Consider the following 19466-nt stretch of genomic DNA (forward strand, 5'->3'; position numbering starts at 1 on the left):
TGTGGCTGTGGGGCACGGCGGGCGCGGTGGCCCTGGTCATCCTCGTCGCGCTGGAGGCCGCCGCACGTCACTACGGTCAGCCGGGTCCCGTCACCAACCAGGTGCGAGAGGTGATCCTCCCGCCCAAGCCGGGTCCGCTCTACGGCGGCATGGCGCTGATGATGGTGGTGCTCGGCTGGCGCCAGCGGTTCATCACGGTCGCCGCCGCGATAGGCATCGACGCCGCCTTCGTCCTGACGCGGTGGGCGGTGGACGTCGACGTGCCCGAGGACCACCTGTTCGGCAACGGCGCGTTGTGGGTGATGCTGGGCTGGGCGGTCATCGCGGTCACGCGCCGCACCGGTGAGGAGCGCGTCCTGCTCCTGAAGGGCGTCGGGCTGGGCCTCCTCCTGGTGGCCGGCCGCAAGACCGGCGACAGCTGGCTCTTCATCACGTCGCAGGCCCGCCCGGCCGTGCTCGACCAGTACGTGGCGGTCGCCGATCACGCCCTGGGCAACCCGTCGTGGCTGGTGGGCAGGGCCCTCAGGGCCACCGCCCCGATCGGCACCCACGTGGTCGACGTGGTCTACGCCCAGCTCGCGGTGGCCGCGATCGTCGTGGCGCTGTACCAGTTGCGCAAGGTGGCGGTCGAGCGCCGCTTCCCGCGCCACCACCTGGTGCGCACCTTCCTGGTGATCGGCCTCCTCGGTCCGGGCATCTACATGCTCTTCCCGGTGGTGGGCCCGGTCTTCGCCTACGGCCCCGGGGCCTCCGGCACCGGTGGCGTGCAGTGGGCGGTGGCCAATCTGTGGCCCAACACCCCGCCGCCGGTCCACATCCCGCACCCGGTGACGTACGACGGCCTCACCCCCCGCAACTGCATGCCCAGCCTGCACACGGCCTGGGCGACCGCGATCTTCATCCACTCGCGCAAGGGCCCCCGCCCGCTGCGGTACGCGGGGACGTTCTGGCTGGTCGCCACGCTCGTCGCGACGCTGGGTTTCGGCTACCACTACGGCGTGGACCTCGTGGCCGGTGTGGTCTTCTCGCTCACGATCGAGGCGGCCCTGCGCATGGCCGACCGGGGCTGGGAGCGTGCGGGCGTCCGGTTCATCGTGCACGGCACCGTTGTCTTCACCGCCCTGCTGCTGTCGTACCGCTATCTGCCGATGGAGATGGCCAGGCATCCGGAGGTCTTCGGACCCCTGCTCATCCTGGCGATGGCCTCCGTCGTCTACGGCTATGTGCGCACCGTCCGCCTGTGGGAACCGAAGGCCGGGCCGGCGCCGCTGCCGGAACCCCGGCCCGAACCGGCCTGAGGCGCCCCGCCCCGGGCCGCGTGCCCGGGGCGGCGACGGGGCGAGGGGGCCGTGACGGCGCCCACCGGTCCGGCGCCGGCCCCGGCCGGACCGCCCCGCCGGACACCGGACGGCCGCCGTCAGCGACGGGCCAGCGCCAGCACGCTCAGCCCGAACATCAGGACGCCCAGCGGGAGATGGACCGACGGCACGTGCGCGACACCCAGCACGACCTGGACCGAGGCCAGGACGAGGAAGCCGGAGGCGTGCCAGACGGGCCGCGGCGAGCCGCCGCCCGGCTTCCAGGCCAGGATCGCCGCGAGCAGGTACAGCATCGACGCCCCGTACATCACGCGCGCCCCCACGCCGTGCAGGGTCTCTCCGTAGGACGACGTCAGCAGCAGTCCCGCGGAGACCGCCTGGAGGAAGATGGTCAGCGTCTGCAGGGCGATCGCGATCCGCAGGAACGAGATGCCGCGCCGTACCGTCGCCTGGGTGGCCATGGCCGGTCCCCCTTTTCCGCCCTTGGGCAGTAGATCGATAAGGTCTCACCACCACGACGACGCGGTCCTGCGAAAGGTAAGGCGAGGAGGCGGTCGAGATCATCGGGAAGGCGGGCACGGACCCCGGCGGGGCAGCCGGTGAACGGCGCCGGCTGCTGAACGTCGCCTACCGTCTGCTCGGCTCGCTGGCCGAGGCCGAGGACGCCGTGCAGGAGGCCTACGCCCGCTGGTACGCGCTGCCGCGCGGCCGCCGGGACGACATCCACTCCCCCGGTGCCTGGCTGACGACGGTGACCGGCCGCATCTGCCTGGACGTGCTCGGCTCGGCACGGGCCCGGCGCGAACGCTATGTCGGCGCGTGGCTGCCCGAGCCGCTGCCCGACCGCACCGAGTGGGCGCACCGCCCCGACGGCGACCCCGCGGACCTGATGCTGCTGGACGAATCGGTGACCATGGCCTTCCTCGTCGTCCTGGAGTCGATGACGCCCGCCGAGCGGGTGGCGTTCGTCCTGCACGACGTCTTCCGGTACCCCTTCGCCGAGATCGCCGGCGTCCTGGGCCGGACCCCCGCGGCCTGCAAGCAACTGGCGTCCTCCGCCCGTCGGCGGGTGGGCGCCGCGCCCGCTCCGGTGGCGGCGGCCGGGCAGGCGGATCTCGTACGGGAGGTGAAGCGGGCGTGGGAGAGCCAGGACATCGCGGCCCTCGTCGACCTCCTCGCCCCGGACGCCGTGCTGACCGCCGACGGGGGCGGCCTGGTCGGCGCCGTGCCGCGTCCGGTCGAGGGCGGCGCGCGCATCGCCCAGTACATGGTCGCGATCGCGGACAAGGCCCCGGGCCTCGAACTCCTGGAGCGGTCGGTCAACGGCATGCCGGGCCTGGTGGCCCGGCGTGCCGGTGCCGTGCTGACCGTGGCCGCGTTCGACGCCGCCGAGGGCCGTGTCACCCGGATCTGGGCCGTCCGCAACCCCGAGAAGCTGCGGCCGTGGACACGGGACGACGGGGCCCTGCCCGGTGCGGGCACCTGACGGCCGGCCCGCGGGCCGGCTCCGGGCCGGTACGGACCCGCACGCCGAGGCGGTCGGTCTGCCGGCCATGTCCGCCGGGCTCGGCACCAGCGTCCTGGTGGACCGGCGCGACGCCGCGTCCGCCACGGCCGTCCTCGGCTACCGCCCGGCCCGGATCTTCCGGACCTGACGCGCGAACACCACCGCCCGGTCGACCGCCTTCTGTAGGGTCGGCGTCATGAGCGTAGACGTCGCGGTCGTACGAGCAGCGGACGACGAGTCGGTCGAGGCGTTCGCCCGCCTGCTGCCCCAGTTGTCGAGCACGGCCCGCCCACTGGACCGCGACGCGGTACGGCGCCTGCTCGCGGTCGACGGGAACACGGTGCTCATGGCGCGGGTGGGGGGCGAGGTGGTCGGGATGCTGACGCTGGTCCTGTTCCCGCTGCCGTCCGGGTTGCGGGCCCGCATCGAGGACGTGGTGGTGGACGAGGCCGCGCGGGGCAAGGGCGTCGGGGCCGCCCTGACCGAGGAGGCCCTGCGCCTGGCGGACGCGGCGGGCGCCCGCACCGTCGACCTCACGTCACGTCCGTCGCGGGAGGCCGCGAACCGCCTCTACGAGCGTCTCGGCTTCGAGGCGAGGGACTCCAGGGTCTACCGGTTCGTCGTGCCGCGCTGAGGTGCGCGCACCGGTCCCCGGCCGGACGTCCGGCCGGGCGGGGCTACTCCCCGGGGCCGCGCCCGGCGGACGGGCGACCGGCGTACGCGTTCCAGTCCGCGCGGCCGCCGGCGCCCAGGACGCCGGTGTCCGCGGCCAGTTCGCCGCCGTCGCGCGCCCGCAGTTCACTCCTGGTGATGTGGGTGACCAGCGCCGGGAAGAGCGGCCGCAGCGGCTGGCACCAGCGCAGCCACGGCGGCGCGTAGACGTGCCGGGCCCGGCGGACGATGCCGGCGGTGAGCCAGTCGGCCACCTGCTCGGGGCTGTGGACCCGGCGGGCGAACCAGGGCTGGTGCTGCCGCAGGGCCCGCAGCACGGGGTGGTCGTCGATACCGCTGATCATGTCGGTTCCGGTCCAGTGGAGATAGGCGATCCCGACGGCGACACCGTCCGGCTCGACCTCCCCGCGCAGTGCCAGGGCGAACGATTCCGCCCCGGCCTTGGAGGCGCAGTAGGCGCTCATCATGGGGGCGGAGCCGAAGGCGGCGGTCGAGCAGATCTGCAGGAAGTAGCCCCGGGTGCGGCCGAGCTGCGGCAGGAAGGCACGGGCCGTGTTGGCGGACCCGGTCAGGTTGACGTCGATCACCCGTTGCCACAGGCCGGGGTCCGTCCGGTCGAAGGGGCCGCCGGCGGCGATGCCCGCGTTGGCCACCAGCACGCTCGCGGGGCCGAGGCGTTCGGCGACCTGCCGGGCGGCGCGGTCGAGGGCCGCGCGGTCGGTGACGTCCGCCTCGACGCAGAGGCTGGGTGACGGCAGGGAGGCCGCCGCCCGGTGCAGGGTCTCCGCCTCGCGGCCGACCAGTGCGACCCGCACGCCGAGCCGGGACAGCCGTTCGGCCAGGGCCCGGCCGACCCCGCGGGCCGCCCCGGTGACGACGGCGACGCGTCCCCGCAGGGGTGTGTCCATGCCGGGGGCGTACCCGCCCGCGTCCGCTCCGGTGCCCATGCGAACCTCGCTTTCCCTGCCTCGCGCTCTCCCCTGCCTGACCGTCCGCCGCCGCACCACCCGGGCGCCCAGCCGGGGACGGAACCCGGCGGCGCCCGGCTGCTCCCGCGCGCTCAGGTGTCCGGCCGGTCCTCGCCGGGCCGGCTCACCACCTCCAGGAGGTCGTCCCGCTCCGCGACCGCCTCCAGGGACAGCGTGCGGTACCCGGCCTCCGTGAACAGCACGGTGATGCGGTCGGGTTCCCCGCTGAGCACCGTCCCGGTGCCCCACTGCTCGTGCCTGACCTCGGTCCCGACGGGGTAGTCGGGCGCGGGACGCCGGGCCTCAGCCACGGCGCCGGCCGATTGGTCCGCCTCCGCCTCGCACCGGTCGCAGTTGCCGCACGGGGCCTCGTACGCCTCGCCGAAGTAGCCGAGCAGGAAGTGCCGTCGGCAGCCTGTCGTCTCGGCGTAGGACCGGGCCATCTCCACCCGTGACCGGTCCGTCCGGCGGTGGGCCTCGGCCACCCGCTCCGCCCGCCGGGCCGCCCGGCCGGGCGATACGCCCCGGGCCGGGCGCACCGAGCCGCCCTCGACCGTGGCGACCGCTCCGGCCTCCTCCAGTAGGTTGACCGCCGCGGTGACCCGTTTCCTGGTCAGCCCCGTGTCCTGGTGCAGCCCGTCCAGGTCTGCGGGGCGCGGGCGGTGGTCACGGACCGCCTCGGCCACCTGGGTCAGCACCTCGCGGCCCGGGGCGCGGCCCGCGAAGTAGGTCTGCATGCCGGTGTCCTGGGACCGGTAGTGCAGGACGGCGAGGGCGGGACGGCCGTCCCTGCCGCAGCGGCCGATCTCCTGGTAGTAGGCGTCCAGGGAGCCGGGCAGCGAGGCGTGCAGGACGAACCGCACGTCCTCCTTGTCGATGCCCATGCCGAACGCCGAGGTCGCCACGACGACGTCCGTCTCGCCGGCCAGGAAGGCGTCGTGGACGCGTGCGCGCGCACGGGCGCCCATTCCGGCGTGGTACGCCTCGGCGGCCAGCCCGAGGGCGGCCAGTTCACCCGCGCAGCGCTCGCTGTCCTTCCGGGTCGCCGCGTAGACGATGCCCGGCTTGGGTTCGGCGGCGGCCCGCTCGAGGACGGCCTGGCGGCGCTCGTCCTCGTCGAGGAAGCGGCGGACCTCCAGCCTGATGTTCGGGCGGTCGAAGCCGGTGACCAGCAGGCGGGGCCGGTGCATGCCGAGCCGTTCGGTGATCTCCCGGCGCACCGGCGGGGCCGCGGTCGCGGTGAGGGCCAGGACCGGTGGTCTGCCCACGCGCTCCGCGGCGGGGCCGAGGCGCAGGTAGTCGGGGCGGAAGTCGTGGCCCCACGAGGAGATGCACTGCGCCTCGTCCACGACGAACAGGGCCGGGCGGGCCGCGGCCAGCCTCTCCACGACGTCGTCCCTGGCCAGTTGCTCCGCCGACAGGTAGACGATCCCCGCCCGGCCGGGACGCACCGTCTCCCAGGCCGCGTCGGTCTCCGCGGCCCCCATCGCGGAGTTGATCATTACGGCGGGGGGTGCCTCCGCGCCCTCGGGCAGACCGGCGATCTGGTCCCGTTGCAGTGCCAGCAGCGGGGACACCACCACGGTCGGACCGGACAGCAGCACGGCCGGGACCTGGTAGACGGCCGACTTCCCGGATCCGGTCGGCATGACGACCAGGGTGTCCTGCCCCCGCATCACCCCTTCCATGGCCGTGAGCTGCTCGGGCAGGAGGCGCTCCCATCCGAACACTTTTGCGGCCGCGCGGCGCAGACGGTCGGGCAGGGCGTCGCGTTCGGTGCGCGGTCCCGCCTTCGTCGCCATGTGACAACTCCCTCGTCTCTCCGGCCCGCGTCGGGCGTGCGCGGCCGAACCGGACGTCGACCGGGAGCCCCGGGTACCCAGGGGCATCCGCGTATCACTCCTGTTTCCGCTGGTCGGGCGGGTGCGACCGGGTGTCCTGGGGCGAGCACGCAGCGTGGCCGCCGGATGCGGCCGGATGGCGGCGGCGAGTTGGCGTACGGGGGGATCGTGTGGAGGCGCCTCCCGGTGCGCGGCCGGGCGCCGGCGGGACCCGCGAGCCCGTGGCCGGCGCCGCCCCGTTCCGGGCGTGGGCCGGCCGAAGGCGGGTAGGCGCGGGGCCAATGCCCTTTTACAAGGCGGTCACATGCACTCCTCCCGGCCGGATCCCCGCTTCGTGAAGCTGTCGTCGGGCATCGATCCCGTCGGCGCGGGGCTGGAACGGGCCGAGTACGACGGGCTCCGGCGCGCCCTCGCCGCGCGGTCCACGATCAACATGGCGGAGGGTGCCCTGGCCGCTCTCGGGCCGCTGCCGATCGAGGACGCGGCGCCGGTCCTGGCGGACGTGGCACGTGACCTGGAGGCCGACGCCCATTTCGTGGCCGTGCACGTCCTGAACCTGGTCCAGGGGATCGCCGTGCCCGACTCCCTGTTCGACGCGTTGCACCGGGTACTGGCGCGGTACAGGCAGGGCAGGCGGGGCGAGCCCGCCGAGTGAGGGCGCGGGACCGGCGCCCGGATCGGCCGCGAAACCGCACTCGGCGCGGGGCCGGGGACGGAGGCGGGCCCGCGGGCCGTACGGACGCACGGGCGCGGGGGGGGGGGGGGGCCCCCCCGGCGCCCCCCCCGCCCCCCCGGGGGGGGCCGGGGGGGGGGGGCCCCCCCCCCGGGGGGGGGGCCGGGGGGGCCCCCCCCCCCCGGGGGGGGGGGGGGGGGGGGGGGGGGGGGGGGGCGGGGGCCGCCGGGGGGGCGGGGGGGGGCGGGGGCCCCCCCCCCCCCCCCCCCCCCCCCCCGCGCCGGTGGCTCAGAGATGTGCCGCTCCGCCCGGTGTCAGAAGGTGACGTCCGAGCAGGCGTAGAACGCGTTGGCCGTGTCGGCGATCGTCCACACGCCGACGATGACGTGGTGGCCGCTCAGCCCGGTCGGCAGGGTGCCGCTGTGGCTGGTGGTGGCCGCGGGCTGCCTGCCGCCGAAGGGCACCGTCAGGAACGGGGTGGTGTTCAGGTCCGCGCGCGTCAGCGCGTGGTCCTGGTTCCAGCCCTGCTTGGTGACGTAGTACCGGAAGTCGGTCGTGGCGTGGCGGGCCTCGATCTGCCAGCGGAAGGTGTAGCTGGAACCGCCGGTGACCTGGGTGGTGGGCCAGGCCGTGCCCTTGGGCGTGCGGGGAGCGTCGAGCGCGCCCCACCGGCCGTCGTTGGCGGAGCAGATGTGGCCGTCCGCCGCGCCGCCGGCCGGGAAGCCCTTGGGGCCCTCGACGCTCTGCGGCTCCCACTGGATGTCACCGCAGCCCCGCACCGTGCCGTTCGCACAGAGCAGCTGCCTGCTGACGGGGAGGTCGGTGTAGCCGTGGCTGCTGGCGCCGCCGGTGGACAGGACGAAGGCGCCTGCGGTGGTGAGGCCCAGTACGGCCGCGTACAGCTTGGCCTTGGTGCGCATGTAGCCGCTCCTCGAAACGTGGGGGGGTGTTCGCCCAGCTGAACAGAGAAGGGTGCTGCTTGGTCTAGACCAAGCAGCAGATTATTGCGCTCCCTTCGACATGTCCAGACCAATCGTGGAACGACTTGTCAGACGCCGGCGATCGACTGGATCCAGGAGCGGTACGCCGTGACGTTCGTGTACGCGGTGTTCGTCTGGCGGTCACTGGTGGAGGCGACGCCGACCTGGACGCCGTTGGCCATCATCGGACCCCCCGAGTCGCCGCCCGCGGTGATGCCGTTGCCCCGGGTCGCGCAGATCGCGGAGCCGCCGTAGGCGTCGGTGCAGCCGCTGTTGACGGTGACGTTGGCGACTTTCAGGTAGCGGGACTGGCAGTTGATCTCCGAGCCGCACTGGGAGGTGGCGCCCCACCCGTACACCTGGACGCTCTGGCCGACCCGCACCGTCCCGGGCTGTCCGAGCGAGGCGTAGGTCGTCGAGACGGAGCGGTCGAGACGGACGAGCGCCAGGTCGGCGCCGTGGGTGTAGGTCTGGACGCCGTTGGCCACCGTGCCGCCGCTGTACTGGTCCAGGCTGCCGATGCGGAAGGACAGCCCGCCGCCGCTCACACAGTGCTTGGCGGTGAGGATCCAGGTCGGGGCGATGATCGTCGACGAACACGTCTCCTGGCCGTTCGAGTACAGCCGGGCGGCCCAGGGGCCGCTGCCGGCGTACCCGCCGCCGATGATGGGCTGCGGGGCCTTGGTGGTGGGTGCGACGGCGGTCGTCGCGGAGGCCGTGGGGGCGAGCAGCGCGAGGACGGAGACCGCCGCAGCGGCGAGAGCGGGCGCGAGCCTTGATATACGCAAGGTTCCTCGATCCGGAAGGCACGTCCGGGGACGTGCTCGTGTGGGGTGGGCGGCCTGGGGACCGCGCCCGGACGAGCGCCGTCGCGGACGGACGCTTACGTCATGGGCATGACTGATCATCCGGAAGGAACGGCGGCCGGGGTACTAGCACTTGGCCATAACACGGCGTTATGGACGACCGGCGGTGAACGGAACCGGAGCGGCCTCCGCCGCCGGGCGGGTCGCCGGTCCGCCGCGCCGACGTCCAGCGGACCGGGCGCGCCGGGCCACCGCCCCGGCCGCACGCGCGGGACGGAGCGGCGCCGGGCCCGCCCGTGTCCCCGCGGGCCGAGGCGCCGACTCCGCGACGGGCAGGCCCGGTTCGGCGATTGCGGGGTTTTCCGGCGAGACCCCCTCCGGGTTCAGTCGAACCGGATGTGCCTGATGCCCGTCCAGGTCCTCCGCAGCTTCCCCCGCAGCGCGCCGTCCCGGTCCCGGGTGAGCACGAGGCCGGCCGCGGAGGCGACGTGCTCCGCTACCTCGGGCACGGTGAGGTGGTCGGTCCACACGTGCTCCGCGAACTCCGGCCCGCGCAGGCGCTCCAGGCAGAGGTCGAGGCGGGACACGGCGAAGCTCTCCCCGCGCAGCGCGGCGTCCCGGCCGGCGACGCGCTGGACGACGTGGCCGAAACCGCGCTCGCGCAGCCGGCGCAGTACCGTCTCGCGGCCGGCCAGCAGGGAGAAGTGCCGGACGTCGTGGCCGCGTTCGCGCAACCTCCCCACGGTCTCCCGGAAATAGGCCGGTTCCACGACCGTCATCGGGGCGATCACCGTCCCGTGGTGCTCGCTCAGCACGCGGTCCAGGACCTCGAACACGCCCTGCCGCCAGGCACCGATGTCCTGGAAGTCCCCGCGGAGGGCCGGGGGCGTCATCCGGTGCAGGCCGAAGCCGACGTGTTCGGGGTCGCACACCACGCTGTCCGCGAGCCGGCGTCGCAGCTCGTGGGCGGTCTGCGTCTTCCCGCCGCCGAAGGGCCCGTTGATCCACAGGAGCATGCGCCCGACCCTAGAGCACGACGCCCCCGGAGCCGGTGGCGCTCCCCCGTCTCCCCGGCGCCGACGGGACGCCCCGCTCATCCGCTCCCCGGGCCCGGGTCGCCTCGCCGGCCATCGCCTCCGGCTCCGCCGGGGGCCCGTTCTCCTCGGCGAGCAGCGAGGAGTGGGCCAGTACGACGACGGCCGCGCACACACCACGCCCGTGGCGAGGGCGGCGAGGAGGATGAATGGTCCGCCCCGCACCGTCTCGTCGAAGACCAGGGTCCCCACCGGACGGAGATCACCGGATCGCCCAGCGCCAGGCCGGGGTGCCCGGCCGGCACCGCCAGCAGGATGTCCATCACCCCTGATCAGGCCCTTCTCCCACCTCCGGAACGGCTTTGCGCGCCGGGGCCGACGCCGTCCGCGTACGATTCGAGGGTGCCGCGGCGCCGGACGTCGAGCGTCGCGCAGTGGAACGATCCACCGAACGCCGCGTAGTGCAGCAGGTCACAGGGGATGGGCTCGAAACCCCACTCTTCGAGGACCCGGAGCGTCTTGGTGCGGTGGCGCTCGGCGATCACCCGCTTCTCGTCGATCATCAGCACGTTCATGTTCAGCCACTTGCCGCACATCGACGTGATCTTGAGCAGGCGCTCGTGGACGGGATCGGGTTCCGGGGCGACGAGGACGTCCCAGGACCTCAGCGCGTCGGGCAGGCGGCCGACGTCGACGTACTCCGGATTGATCAGCACCTTGCCCGGGGCCAGCAGGGCGATCGTCGTGTCGATGTGCATCGGCGTACGGCAACGGCTCTCCATCTCGTGCACGCGGTACGCCGGTCCGAGGTGCCGGCGCAGCCACTCGATGCCCATGCCGTTGGTGACGTTGCTCCGCGTCACGAACAGATCGCGGCCCGCCCGCACGAAGTCGGCCGCGTCGAACACCGGCTCGTGCTCGGTGAGGACGTACCGCATCGGCTCACCGGGGCCGGGGGCGCGGAAGCCGGGCTCGTACAACTCGTCCGTGAGCCGGGGCCTGGGCGCCGCGGTCCAGCGCGCCCCGCGCCGGAAGTACTCCTTCAGCAGGGACCGGTAGGAATCCGTCTCGAAGTACCGGCAGGGCCAGGCCATCGGGGTTTCGATGATCTCGTCGCCGATCACCAGGAGACCGTCCCGCGGACAGGTGTTGCAGAAGCCCCGGCTGGACCAGTCCGGGGTGCGGAAGCGTTTCCTGAAGTCGACCGCGTCGGGGCGTCTGACGGTGACACCGAGGGACTCCAGCAGCGCGACGAACCGGTCGAGTTCCCGCCGCGCCCGCTCGACGAAGAAGCGCGGATACCTGAAGCCCGCGGCCAGACCCTGCAACCGCGCGGCCCAGGGCGGGATGTTGCAGGCGACGACCGGGTGGTGGGACGGGATCGTCGCACCCTCCAGACGCCCGACGATGACCTCCTCCAGCGGGTCCCACTCGTTGTGGGACCCGACCGGTGATCCGGCGGTCGCGGGGAGGTCCGCCGGAGCGGGTGGGGACGCCGTCATGATGTGCACCTGGCGATCGGGATCGGGGTTCGCCGCCACCGGGACGACGTCGTTCCCCCTGCCTGGGGGCTGCCCGGGTGACCCGGTGGGGCCGCCTTCGCCCCCACCGGGTCACCCGGCCCTGCACCGGAAAACCTCGACGGCGGAGCGCCGGCCGGCACGGACGAGGGCGGGTCGGGGCAAGCGCCCCGGTGGCCGGGCCTCCCGGCCGTGGCCGCCCGGTGGCCTGCGCATACCATGCGCACCCGAGGAAGGGTGACCGCATGCACCGGATCGACGCCCTGCCGCGCGCGTACGAGCGCGGGCGCACACCCCCGCCGGACCCGGCGGGCGGGCACACGCGCCGTCACGACGGCCACCCCGCCGTCGACGGCCTGTAGCCGCGCCCACCGGGTCCCGCACCCGCACGCCCGCCCCCTGCCGCGACTCCCGCCCCGGAGAGAGAACCGCCTGTGACGACCGACTCCGCCGACCCGCGCGGCACGTCCGACGGCACGTCCGTCCGTCCCGAGGTCCAGCGCCGCGTGCTGTCCGTGCTGGTCGTCAGCCAGATCCTCAGCGGGGCCGGGCTCGCCGCCGGCATCACCGTCGGGGCCCTGCTCGCGCAGGACATGCTCGGCTCCACCGGCCTCGCGGGCCTGCCCAGCGCGCTGCTGACGGCGGGCTCGGCCCTCTCGGCCGTCGCCGTGGGCCGCCTCTCCCAGGCCCGGGGCCGCCGGCCCGGCCTGTCCGCGGGATACCTGACGGGGGCCGTCGGCAGTGCGGGCGTCATCGCCGCCGCCGTCGCCGACAGCGCCGTACTCCTCTTCACCGCCCTGTTCGTCTACGGCGCCGGCACCGCCACCAATCTCCAGGCCCGCTACGCCGGAGCCGACCTGGCCGCCCCCGCCCACCGCGCCCGGGCCGTGTCCACCGTCCTGGTCGCGACCACCCTGGGCGGTGTCGTCGGCCCCAACCTCGCCGCGCCCACCGGCCGGCTCGCCGGCGCCCTCTCCCTGCCCGCCCTGACCGGGCCCTTCCTCCTCGCCGGTACCGCCTACGCCCTGGCCTCGCTCGTCCTGGCCGTCCGGCTGCGCCCCGACCCCCTGCTGCTCGCCCGCCGCCTGGACCTCGGGCAGCGGCCGCGCTCCGATGCCGGGACCGCGGACGGCACCGGGGCACCGACGGCACGGCGGCCGGGGCTGTTGCCGGGTGCGCTGACGATGATCCTCACCCAGCTCGTCATGGTGTCGATCATGACGATGACACCCGTGCACATGCACGACCACGGGCACGGGACCGCGGCCTCCGGCCTGGTCATAGCCATCCACGTGGGTGCCATGTACCTGCCCTCACCGCTGACCGGCCGGCTCGTCGACCGCTGTCATCCACGGCTGCACTCGCCCGGCGGGGCCCCCATCGGCCGCGTCGCCGTCGCCGCCGCCTCGGGCGTCACCCTCCTGGCCGCCGGGATCACCGCCGCGGCGGCCCCCGCCGACTCCGTGCCCTGGCTGGCCCTCGCACTCGCCCTGCTCGGGCTCGGCTGGAACTTCGGCCTCATCTCCGGCACCGCCATGATCACCGACGCCGTACCGCCGGCCACGCGCGCCAGGACACAGGGCCTGGTCGACGTCGCCATAGCCGTCGCGGGCGCCACGGGCGGCCTGTCCTCCGGGCTCGTCGTCTCCGCCGCCGACTATCCCGTCCTCGCCCTGACCGGCGGCATCCTCGCCCTCGCCGTCCTGCCGGCCGTCGCCGCGAGCGCGAGCAGCCGCTGAACCGATCCCACTCCGCGAGCAGCGCCGTACGGGACCCATTCCGCGAGCAGCGGCCCAGCGGCCCCGATCGTGGCTCCGAGCGCCTCGTCCTCGTCCGGCGCGGCCCGCCGCCCGGCGACTTCGCGGAGCGGCCACGGGTACCCGGCGTCGAGCCGGGGCCGGCGGCCCCGGCGCCCGAGCCGCGCGTGCTCGTCCGCCTCCGGCGGCACCCGGGGCGAGGTGAGCGCCGGTGCCGCCCGGGGACGGAGCGTTCGTGCGCCGGTGCACGCGCCCGCCGTCCGGCGGGCCCGGGGCGTCCTGACGGGAGAGGCCGGCCGATGACGACACCCCTGTTCACCTTCGGACACGGCACCGCGGGCCGGGAGCGGATCGCCGCCCTGCTGCGGGACGCCGGCGTCGAGGCGGTCGTGGACGTCCGCACCGCTCCGGGAAGCCGCCGCAACCCGGACTTCCTCAGGGAGCGGCTCGCCCGGTGGCTGCCGGACGACGCGATCGCCTACCGGTGGGAGAGCGACCTCGGCGGGTTCCGCAAGCCCGCCACGGACAGCCCGGACACCTTCTGGCACAACGACTCCTTCCGCGGCTACGCCGGGTACACCCGCTCCCCCGAGTTCGTCGCGGCCATGCGGACCCTGCTGGACGAGGCGGCCCGCACCCGCACCGCCGTCATGTGCAGCGAGGCCGTCTGGTGGCGCTGCCACCGGCGCCTCATCGCCGACTTCGCGGTGCTCGCCCACGGCGTACCGGCCTGCCATCTGATGCACGACGGGCGGGTCACCCCGCACACGCCGACGGCCGGCGCCCGACTGCGGGAGGACGGCCTCCTCGTGTACGACGTGTGAGGACCGCGGCGGGCGGCCCGGACCGGGGCCACGAGCAATCCGGGCGGCACCGGACGCCGGATCACACGGGAATTTTCGACGTGTCACACCCAGGAGAGGACAGTTGTGAAGGAAGCCGTCTTCATCGGCAGGAGGTGTGGCGCAGCGCCCCGCGCTACCGCGCCGACCGCGGCTCGGCACTGAACTGGATCCTGACGGTGGCGCACCAGCGGGCCGTGGACCGGGTCAGGTCGGTGGAGGCCGCGGCCGCGCGCGACACCAGGGCCGCCCTGCTCCAGGAAACGCCCGCGTACGACGAGGCCCGGCGAGCGACGGCAGGGCGTCGGCCGGGCCGGCCGTGTCCGGGCGGCCCGTGGCGGCGAGCGCGCCGACGGCCCCGAGGAGGAGGACCCCGCCGGCGCCACCGCGCCGGTACCGGGTCGCCAGCGTTCCGAGTCCCAGCGCCAGCAGGGCCGGCACCGCGAGGATGCCGAGCCGGAGGACGGGCTCGTCGTCGGTGCCGAACCGACGGATCGCCCAGTCCTCGACCGGTGCGGGGGTGCGGTCGACGGCCGCACCGCCCGCCGCGATCACCGCGGCGGCCGCGAGTTCCGCCGTCGCGAGCGCCGCGCATCCCGCGAGGAGTCCGCCCGGGGCGCCGAGCGCCGGGCGCGGCAGCCCGCGCGGCGGTGGCAGGTCGTTCTTCTCATTCCCCACGCGGGTGATCCGGGCCCGCGGCGCCCCCGGATTGGCGGCTCACCCGATCAGGTGAAGGGGGAACGTCACACCCGTCCGCCGGCCGTTCGGCGACGGATGTACGCCTGCGCGCGGGCGCGCCGAGCGGATAGCCCGTCCGCCCTGGGGTACCCGCTGCCGAGTACGGCCCATGGCCGAGTCCGGTACGCGGTGACGACAACGGAGAACCAGATGAAGGCCCGCCCCTCAGCAACCGTGCCGGCTCCCCCCGTACCGGCCCCGGCGGACCAGCGGTCCGACGATGTCCTGTCCGGCCGCTACCGGTTGGGCACGAGGATCGGGTCGGGAGGCATGGCCGACGTCTACGAGGCCTTCGACACCAGGCTGCAACGGCCGGTCGCCGTCAAGGTGTTCCGGCCGGGTTCCGACGCGCAGGCCGAGGACCACCTCGCCTCGGAGGCCGTCCTGCTCGCCCGTCTGGCGCACCCCGGGCTGGTCACCGTGTACGACACGGGCCGCCACGAGGACCGCAGGTACCTGGTCATGCAGCTGGTCGCCGGCCGCACCCTGCGCGGGCTGCTGGCGGACGGTCCGCTGTCCCAGCGGCGGGTGGCCGGACTGGGCGCCGCCCTGGCGTGGGCGCTCGCGCACGTCCACCGGGCCGGCATCGTGCACCGCGACATCAAGCCGTCGAACGTGCTGCTCGACCCGGCCGGCGAACCGTACCTGGCCGACTTCGGCATCGCCCGCCTGACGAGCGCCACGTGCCGTACGGAACCCGACGTCATGACGGGCACCGCCGCCTATCTCGCGCCCGAGCAGGTCGAGGGACGGCAGGTCGGACCGGCGGCCGACGTGTACGCTCTCGGCCTGGTCCTGCTGGAGTGCCTGAAAGGCGAACTGGAGTACCCGGGCACCCCGTTGGAGGCCGCGATCGCCCGCCTCTACCGGACGCCCGCGGTTCCCGCGCGGGTCGCCCCCGGCCTGGCGGATCTGCTGCGCGCCATGACGGACCCGGCTCCCGAGGCCCGCCCGGACGCCGAGTGGTGCGCGCGGACCCTGTCGTCCCTGGATACCGGGGACGGTCCGCACCCGCTGCCGCTCTCGGTGCCCTCCGCTCCCCGGCCCCCGACGGCCGGCGACGCCCGCCCCGGCGCCGGTCCGGCCGCGCGCACGCAGGAGATGGCCGCCGTACGGCCCGGCCCGCCGGGCGGCACCCGGCACGGCCGGCGCGTGGCCGTGGGCACCGTCCTGGCCGCGCTCTCCGTGGCCCTGGGGACGACCCTGACCGTCGCAGCGGGCACGCGCGGCAACGGCGACCAGACGCACACGGCGTCGACGGCCGTACGCCCGCCCGCCCGCGCGGCGACCCCCGAGAGCAGCCCCACGGCCGCCCCGCCGGCCGGGTCCCAGCAGACCCGGCCCGTCACGCGGACAGGCGGCGCCGCCGGACCGGCGAGCGCCCCGGCCCCTGCCGCGCCCGCCCCGGCGCAGCCCGTCTCCGTCGAACGGGCGCAGCCCGTGTCGGCCGAGCGGACGGAGCGCCCCTCGGCGGAACGCCCGGCCACGACGCACCGGATACCGGCGCGCGACCGCGGCGCCGACGACGACCGGGGCCGGCACCGCGGCGCCGGGGTCGACGGCCCGGACCGGCACCACCATCACGGCGCGCGGGGCGCCCGCCACACCCCGCACGGCCCCGGGAAGCCGCCCGCGGCCGACGACCGGCCTCCGCACCACCCCGGCCGGCAGCAGCTCGGCTGACCCCCGGCGGGGCCGGACGGCCGCTACGAACGGGTCTCGGGCACCTTCATCTCCCCCAGTTCCGACCAGCCGTCCTGCGGGACGGTCACGTTGACGATCGTGGGGGTCTCGGCGAGGTACGCCGGGAGCGTCGCGCACGCCGTGGTGAAGTGCTCGGAGGTGACGTGGGCGGAGCCGGCCTCGTCGTCACGGAACGCCTCGATGAGCACGTACTCGTGCGGATCGTCGAGACTGCGCGACCAGTCGAACCACAGGCATCCGGGTTCGCCGCGCGTGGCCTGGGTGAAGTCGTGCGCAAGGGCGGGCCAGTTGTCCGCGTGCTCGGGAAGGACACGGAACCGGGCGGTGATGAAGATCATGATGTGCTCCGGGTGAGTCGTGGTCGGTGACCCGTCGGGACGGGTCAGGGGACGAGGACGGCACGTCCGCGGACCCGGCCCGCGTCGAGGCCGCCGAATGTTCCCCGGCGGTCGGGCGGCTTCGCATCGCGCGGGCGTATCCTCATCGCCCCGTTCCGGATTGTCGCATTCCGGACCGCCGGAACCAGGAGCCGCCCCGGGGGCGGGAGCCCCGGCACGCAGGCGGTGAGGTGACTGATCCGCCGTCGGGGGTAGTCGATCAAGACGTCGACCGATCAACGGAGGAGACGAGTCGTGAACAAGGGCAAACAGATCACGGGTACCGCCCGCGAGGAGCTCGCGCGCACGATGAAGGAGCAGTACGACCGCGGGATGTCCATACGGGCCGTCGCCGAGGCGCACGGACGGTCGTACGGCTTCGTCCACAGCGTGCTCAACGAGGCGGAGACCGTCCTGCGCGGCCGGGGCGGGGACCACCCGGACCGGCGCCGGGACCGCCAGCCGGTCCGGACGCTCCCGTCCTAGCCGTCGGTGGTGCCCGGCATGGGCCCGGCGCGGACGCCGTCGGCGCCGGGCCCATGCCGGAGGGTCAGTCCGTCCTGGTCGGCTGCCGGGCTTCCACCAGTCCAAACTCGTAGGCGGCGATGACGGCCTGGGCCCGGTCCCGGACCCCGAGCTTGTCGAAGATGCTGGTGATGTAGTTCTTCACGGTGGAGACGCTGATCTCCATCGCCCGGGCGATCTCCCCGTTGTCCAGCCCGGTGGCCAGCAGCCGCCAGACCTCCCGCTCGCGCGGGGTGAGGCCGTCGGCGTGCTCCTCGGCGAGTCGCCTGGGGGCCGGGGACGCGGGCGGCTCGCTCCTGACGTAGGCGGAGATGAGCCGGGTCAGTAGTCGCGGCGCGACGACGGCCTCGCCGGTGCGGACGGTGCGGATCGCGGTGATCAGTTCCTCGGGCGAACTGTCCTTGGGCAGGAAGCCGCAGGCGCCCGCGCGCAGGGCGGACACCACGTACTCGTCCATGTCGAAGGTGCTGAGGGCGAGCACCCGGCAGTCGGGCAGTTCCCGTGCGAGCCGCTCGGTGGCGGCCACGCCGTCCAGCACCGGCATCCGGATGTCCATCACCACCACGTCGGGACGGTGCTCGCGCGCGAGGGCGACCGCCTGTTCGCCGTTCTCGGCCTCGGCGACCACGGTGACGGCCGGGTCCGGCCCGAGGATGAGGGCAAGACCGCGGCGGACGAGCGGCTGATCGTCGGCGATCAGCACGCGGATGGGGTCACGGGACTCGGCGACGGCGTCGGGCACCGGTCAGCCCTCCTCGTTCTCGTTGGCGGGCGGTTCCAGCGGCAGGCTCGCCGCGACCCGGAAACCACCGCCGGGCAGCGGCCCGGTCTCGAGGGTGCCGCCGTGCAGGGCGACGCGTTCGCGCATGCCGGTCAGACCGTATCCGCTGCCGCCGTGGAATGCTTCGGCCGGCCCCGCGCCGTCGTACGCGCCCTTGTCCGTGACCCGGACGGTGAGCCGCCCCGGCAGACAGGCCAGGTGGACCTCCGTGGGCACGGTGGGCCCGGCGTGCTTCCGTGCGTTGGTCAGCGCCTCCTGGACGATCCGGTACACGGTGAGCCCGACGACCGGGGGCAGCGGGCAGAGGTCGCCGACGACCGTGAGGTCGGTGGGCTGGCCGGCCTGCCGGGCCTCCTTCACCAGGCGGTCGAGGTCCGCCACCCCGGGCTGCGGGGCCTCCGGGGTGCCCTGCGGGCCCGGTGCGGCGTCGTCGTCCGCCCGCAGTACGTCGAGGAGCTGCCGCATCTCGCTCAGCGCCAGCCGCCCCGACTCCTCCAGGGTGATCAGGGCCTCGCGCGCGACGCCGGGGTCCCGGAGGTTGGCCCGGGCGCCGCCCGCCATGAGCTGCATGGTGGTGATGTGGTGGGCGATGATGTCGTGCAGTTCCCGTGCGATGCGCCTGCGTTCCTCGGCCACCGCGCGCTCGGCGAGGAGCCGGCGGTTGACCTCGGTCTCCTGCTGCCAGCGGTTGACCACGACGGCCGCGCCGACGACGAGAGCGGCGGCGAAACAAGCCAGGAGCACGTCGAGGAAGGTGAGCTCGGAGGAGTTGCGGTGGAAGACGGAGAGCGCCACCGCCGCGACGGCCGCGGCCGCCGTCGGCACCGGACGGCAGGCCCGGGCGGTGGAGTACAGGGCCACCGTCAGCACCGCGCCGAAGTGCTGCTCCGCCGGCACGGCCAGGTTCAGCACCGCGCCGAGCACCAGGACCGCCGCCATGACCGGCAGCGGGTGACGCCGGCGGAAGAGCAGGGGCAGCGCGGACAGCACCGACAGCAGCAGGCCGACCGCCGTGACGGACCCCTCCCGGAGTTCGGGGACCACCGTGTAACCGATGAGGTCCACCACGGTGGCGGCGACGGTGACCAGGGCGTCTTCGCGGGTCCACGCCAGCGCCGCGGCTCGCTGTGATCCGGACGGGCGTCCGGCACCGCTACGCGTCGGCCGGGGGCCTCGGGGCGTCGGCATTGTCTTCCTCACGCTGCTGCTCTCTCGACGGCCCGGCCGGGCGTCCGCTGTTCCTGCCGTCATTGTGGCAGCGGCGCATCAGCCCGGAGTCCGACCCGAGGCCGAGGCCCGGACCAGGACCACGGTCCTGGTCCGGGCGGCGCCCGGCCCTCCGGGCCCGTGCCGCTTCTCATCCCGCGCTCGGACGTTCCCCGCGCATCCGGCTGATGAGCTTGAGGAGCACTGACCGAGACC

20 protein-coding genes and 2 pseudogenes are annotated in these 19466 nt (G+C 74.8%); 10 read left to right on the top strand and 12 right to left on the bottom strand.

Annotated elements, in window-relative coordinates; genetic code table 11:
- The first annotated feature begins 26 nt into the window (after nt 1-26).
- Entirely contained in the window at nt 27-1298 is a 1272-nt protein-coding gene (locus ACZ4K2_RS03265) for a phosphatase PAP2 family protein (RefSeq protein WP_467469940.1), read from the top strand.
- A gap of 119 nt (nt 1299-1417) precedes the next feature.
- On the opposite strand, the gene ACZ4K2_RS03270 is transcribed toward ACZ4K2_RS03265, so the two are convergent.
- Nucleotides 1418-1780, bottom strand: coding sequence for a hypothetical protein (locus tag ACZ4K2_RS03270; protein WP_467469942.1), 363 nt, complete (start codon nt 1778-1780; stop codon nt 1418-1420).
- Between the two features lie 101 nt (nt 1781-1881).
- On the opposite strand from ACZ4K2_RS03270, the gene sigJ reads away from it, so the two are divergent.
- The 3 genes from sigJ to ACZ4K2_RS03285 are packed head-to-tail and all read left to right on the top strand — an operon-like array spanning nt 1882 to nt 3460.
- Nucleotides 1882-2805 carry an RNA polymerase sigma factor SigJ gene (gene sigJ, locus ACZ4K2_RS03275; protein WP_467470469.1) on the top strand — a complete coding sequence of 308 codons (924 nt, stop codon included), beginning with the start codon at nt 1882-1884 and terminating at the stop codon, nt 2803-2805.
- Nucleotides 2792-2974: a hypothetical protein gene (locus ACZ4K2_RS03280; RefSeq protein ID WP_467469944.1), complete on the top strand. Its 183-nt coding sequence runs from the start codon at nt 2792-2794 to the stop codon at nt 2972-2974. The genes sigJ and ACZ4K2_RS03280 overlap by 14 nt, the downstream gene beginning before the upstream one ends.
- 48 nt (nt 2975-3022) lie before the next feature.
- Nucleotides 3023-3460, top strand: coding sequence for a GNAT family N-acetyltransferase (locus tag ACZ4K2_RS03285; protein WP_467469946.1), 438 nt, complete (start codon nt 3023-3025; stop codon nt 3458-3460).
- Nucleotides 3461-3503: 43 nt separating this feature from the next.
- On the opposite strand, the gene ACZ4K2_RS03290 is transcribed toward ACZ4K2_RS03285, so the two are convergent.
- Both ACZ4K2_RS03290 and ACZ4K2_RS03295 read right to left on the bottom strand, forming a co-directional pair.
- Complete coding sequence (locus ACZ4K2_RS03290) at nt 3504-4445, bottom strand: SDR family oxidoreductase (protein WP_467469948.1); 942 nt, start codon at nt 4443-4445, stop codon at nt 3504-3506.
- Nucleotides 4446-4558: 113 nt separating this feature from the next.
- Complete coding sequence (locus ACZ4K2_RS03295) at nt 4559-6268, bottom strand: RecQ family ATP-dependent DNA helicase (RefSeq protein WP_467469950.1); 1710 nt, start codon at nt 6266-6268, stop codon at nt 4559-4561.
- Between the two features lie 343 nt (nt 6269-6611).
- On the opposite strand from ACZ4K2_RS03295, the gene ACZ4K2_RS03300 reads away from it, so the two are divergent.
- A complete protein-coding gene (locus tag ACZ4K2_RS03300) occupies nt 6612-6962 on the top strand; it encodes a hypothetical protein (RefSeq protein WP_467469952.1) in 351 nt (116 codons plus the stop codon).
- Between the two features lie 332 nt (nt 6963-7294).
- Here ACZ4K2_RS03300 and ACZ4K2_RS03305 read toward each other — a convergent pair whose 3' ends face one another.
- The 5 genes from ACZ4K2_RS03305 to ACZ4K2_RS03325 all read right to left on the bottom strand — a co-directional run bounded on the left by ACZ4K2_RS03305 (nt 7295) and on the right by ACZ4K2_RS03325 (nt 11302).
- Nucleotides 7295-7900 (bottom strand): lytic polysaccharide monooxygenase auxiliary activity family 9 protein, encoded by a 606-nt coding sequence (locus tag ACZ4K2_RS03305; RefSeq protein WP_467469954.1) that lies wholly within the window; start codon nt 7898-7900, stop codon nt 7295-7297.
- A gap of 128 nt (nt 7901-8028) precedes the next feature.
- Nucleotides 8029-8748: a S1 family peptidase gene (locus ACZ4K2_RS03310; RefSeq protein WP_467469956.1), complete on the bottom strand. Its 720-nt coding sequence runs from the start codon at nt 8746-8748 to the stop codon at nt 8029-8031.
- Between the two features lie 401 nt (nt 8749-9149).
- Nucleotides 9150-9782 carry an AAA family ATPase gene (locus ACZ4K2_RS03315; protein ID WP_467469957.1) on the bottom strand — a complete coding sequence of 211 codons (633 nt, stop codon included), beginning with the start codon at nt 9780-9782 and terminating at the stop codon, nt 9150-9152.
- Nucleotides 9783-9792: 10 nt separating this feature from the next.
- A complete protein-coding gene (locus tag ACZ4K2_RS03320) occupies nt 9793-9975 on the bottom strand; it encodes a hypothetical protein (RefSeq protein WP_467469959.1) in 183 nt (60 codons plus the stop codon).
- Nucleotides 9976-10132: 157 nt separating this feature from the next.
- Nucleotides 10133-11302: an amidinotransferase gene (locus ACZ4K2_RS03325; protein WP_467469960.1), complete on the bottom strand. Its 1170-nt coding sequence runs from the start codon at nt 11300-11302 to the stop codon at nt 10133-10135.
- A 452-nt stretch (nt 11303-11754) separates the two neighbouring features.
- On the opposite strand from ACZ4K2_RS03325, the gene ACZ4K2_RS03330 reads away from it, so the two are divergent.
- The 3 genes and pseudogenes from ACZ4K2_RS03330 to ACZ4K2_RS03340 form a co-directional block, all read left to right on the top strand.
- Entirely contained in the window at nt 11755-13059 is a 1305-nt protein-coding gene (locus tag ACZ4K2_RS03330) for an MFS transporter (protein WP_467469962.1), read from the top strand.
- 317 nt (nt 13060-13376) lie between these two features.
- Nucleotides 13377-13901, top strand: coding sequence for a DUF488 domain-containing protein (locus ACZ4K2_RS03335; RefSeq protein WP_467469964.1), 525 nt, complete (start codon nt 13377-13379; stop codon nt 13899-13901).
- Nucleotides 13902-14032: 131 nt separating this feature from the next.
- Nucleotides 14033-14200 (top strand): annotated as a pseudogene (locus ACZ4K2_RS03340) (sigma factor); the annotation flags it as partial.
- A gap of 1 nt (nt 14201) precedes the next feature.
- Here the strand turns inward: ACZ4K2_RS03340 and ACZ4K2_RS03345 are convergent.
- Nucleotides 14202-14597: pseudogene (locus ACZ4K2_RS03345) on the bottom strand (molybdopterin-binding oxidoreductase); the annotation flags it as partial.
- A 210-nt stretch (nt 14598-14807) separates the two neighbouring features.
- Here ACZ4K2_RS03345 and ACZ4K2_RS03350 point away from each other — a divergent pair.
- Nucleotides 14808-16340, top strand: coding sequence for a protein kinase domain-containing protein (locus ACZ4K2_RS03350; protein WP_467469966.1), 1533 nt, complete (start codon nt 14808-14810; stop codon nt 16338-16340).
- Nucleotides 16341-16363: 23 nt separating this feature from the next.
- Here ACZ4K2_RS03350 and ACZ4K2_RS03355 read toward each other — a convergent pair whose 3' ends face one another.
- On the bottom strand, nt 16364-16699 hold the full coding sequence (locus ACZ4K2_RS03355; protein WP_467469968.1) for a putative quinol monooxygenase: 336 nt from the start codon (nt 16697-16699) through the stop codon (nt 16364-16366).
- Between the two features lie 294 nt (nt 16700-16993).
- On the opposite strand from ACZ4K2_RS03355, the gene ACZ4K2_RS03360 reads away from it, so the two are divergent.
- Nucleotides 16994-17224: a helix-turn-helix domain-containing protein gene (locus ACZ4K2_RS03360; protein WP_467469970.1), complete on the top strand. Its 231-nt coding sequence runs from the start codon at nt 16994-16996 to the stop codon at nt 17222-17224.
- A 64-nt stretch (nt 17225-17288) separates the two neighbouring features.
- On the opposite strand, the gene ACZ4K2_RS03365 is transcribed toward ACZ4K2_RS03360, so the two are convergent.
- Both ACZ4K2_RS03365 and ACZ4K2_RS03370 read right to left on the bottom strand, forming a co-directional pair.
- Entirely contained in the window at nt 17289-18005 is a 717-nt protein-coding gene (locus tag ACZ4K2_RS03365; protein ID WP_467469971.1) for a response regulator, read from the bottom strand.
- A gap of 3 nt (nt 18006-18008) precedes the next feature.
- A complete protein-coding gene (locus ACZ4K2_RS03370; protein WP_467469973.1) occupies nt 18009-19232 on the bottom strand; it encodes a sensor histidine kinase in 1224 nt (407 codons plus the stop codon).
- Between the last annotated feature and the right edge of the window lie 234 nt (nt 19233-19466).

This window comes from Streptomyces sp. NPDC025833 (assembly GCF_055558055.1).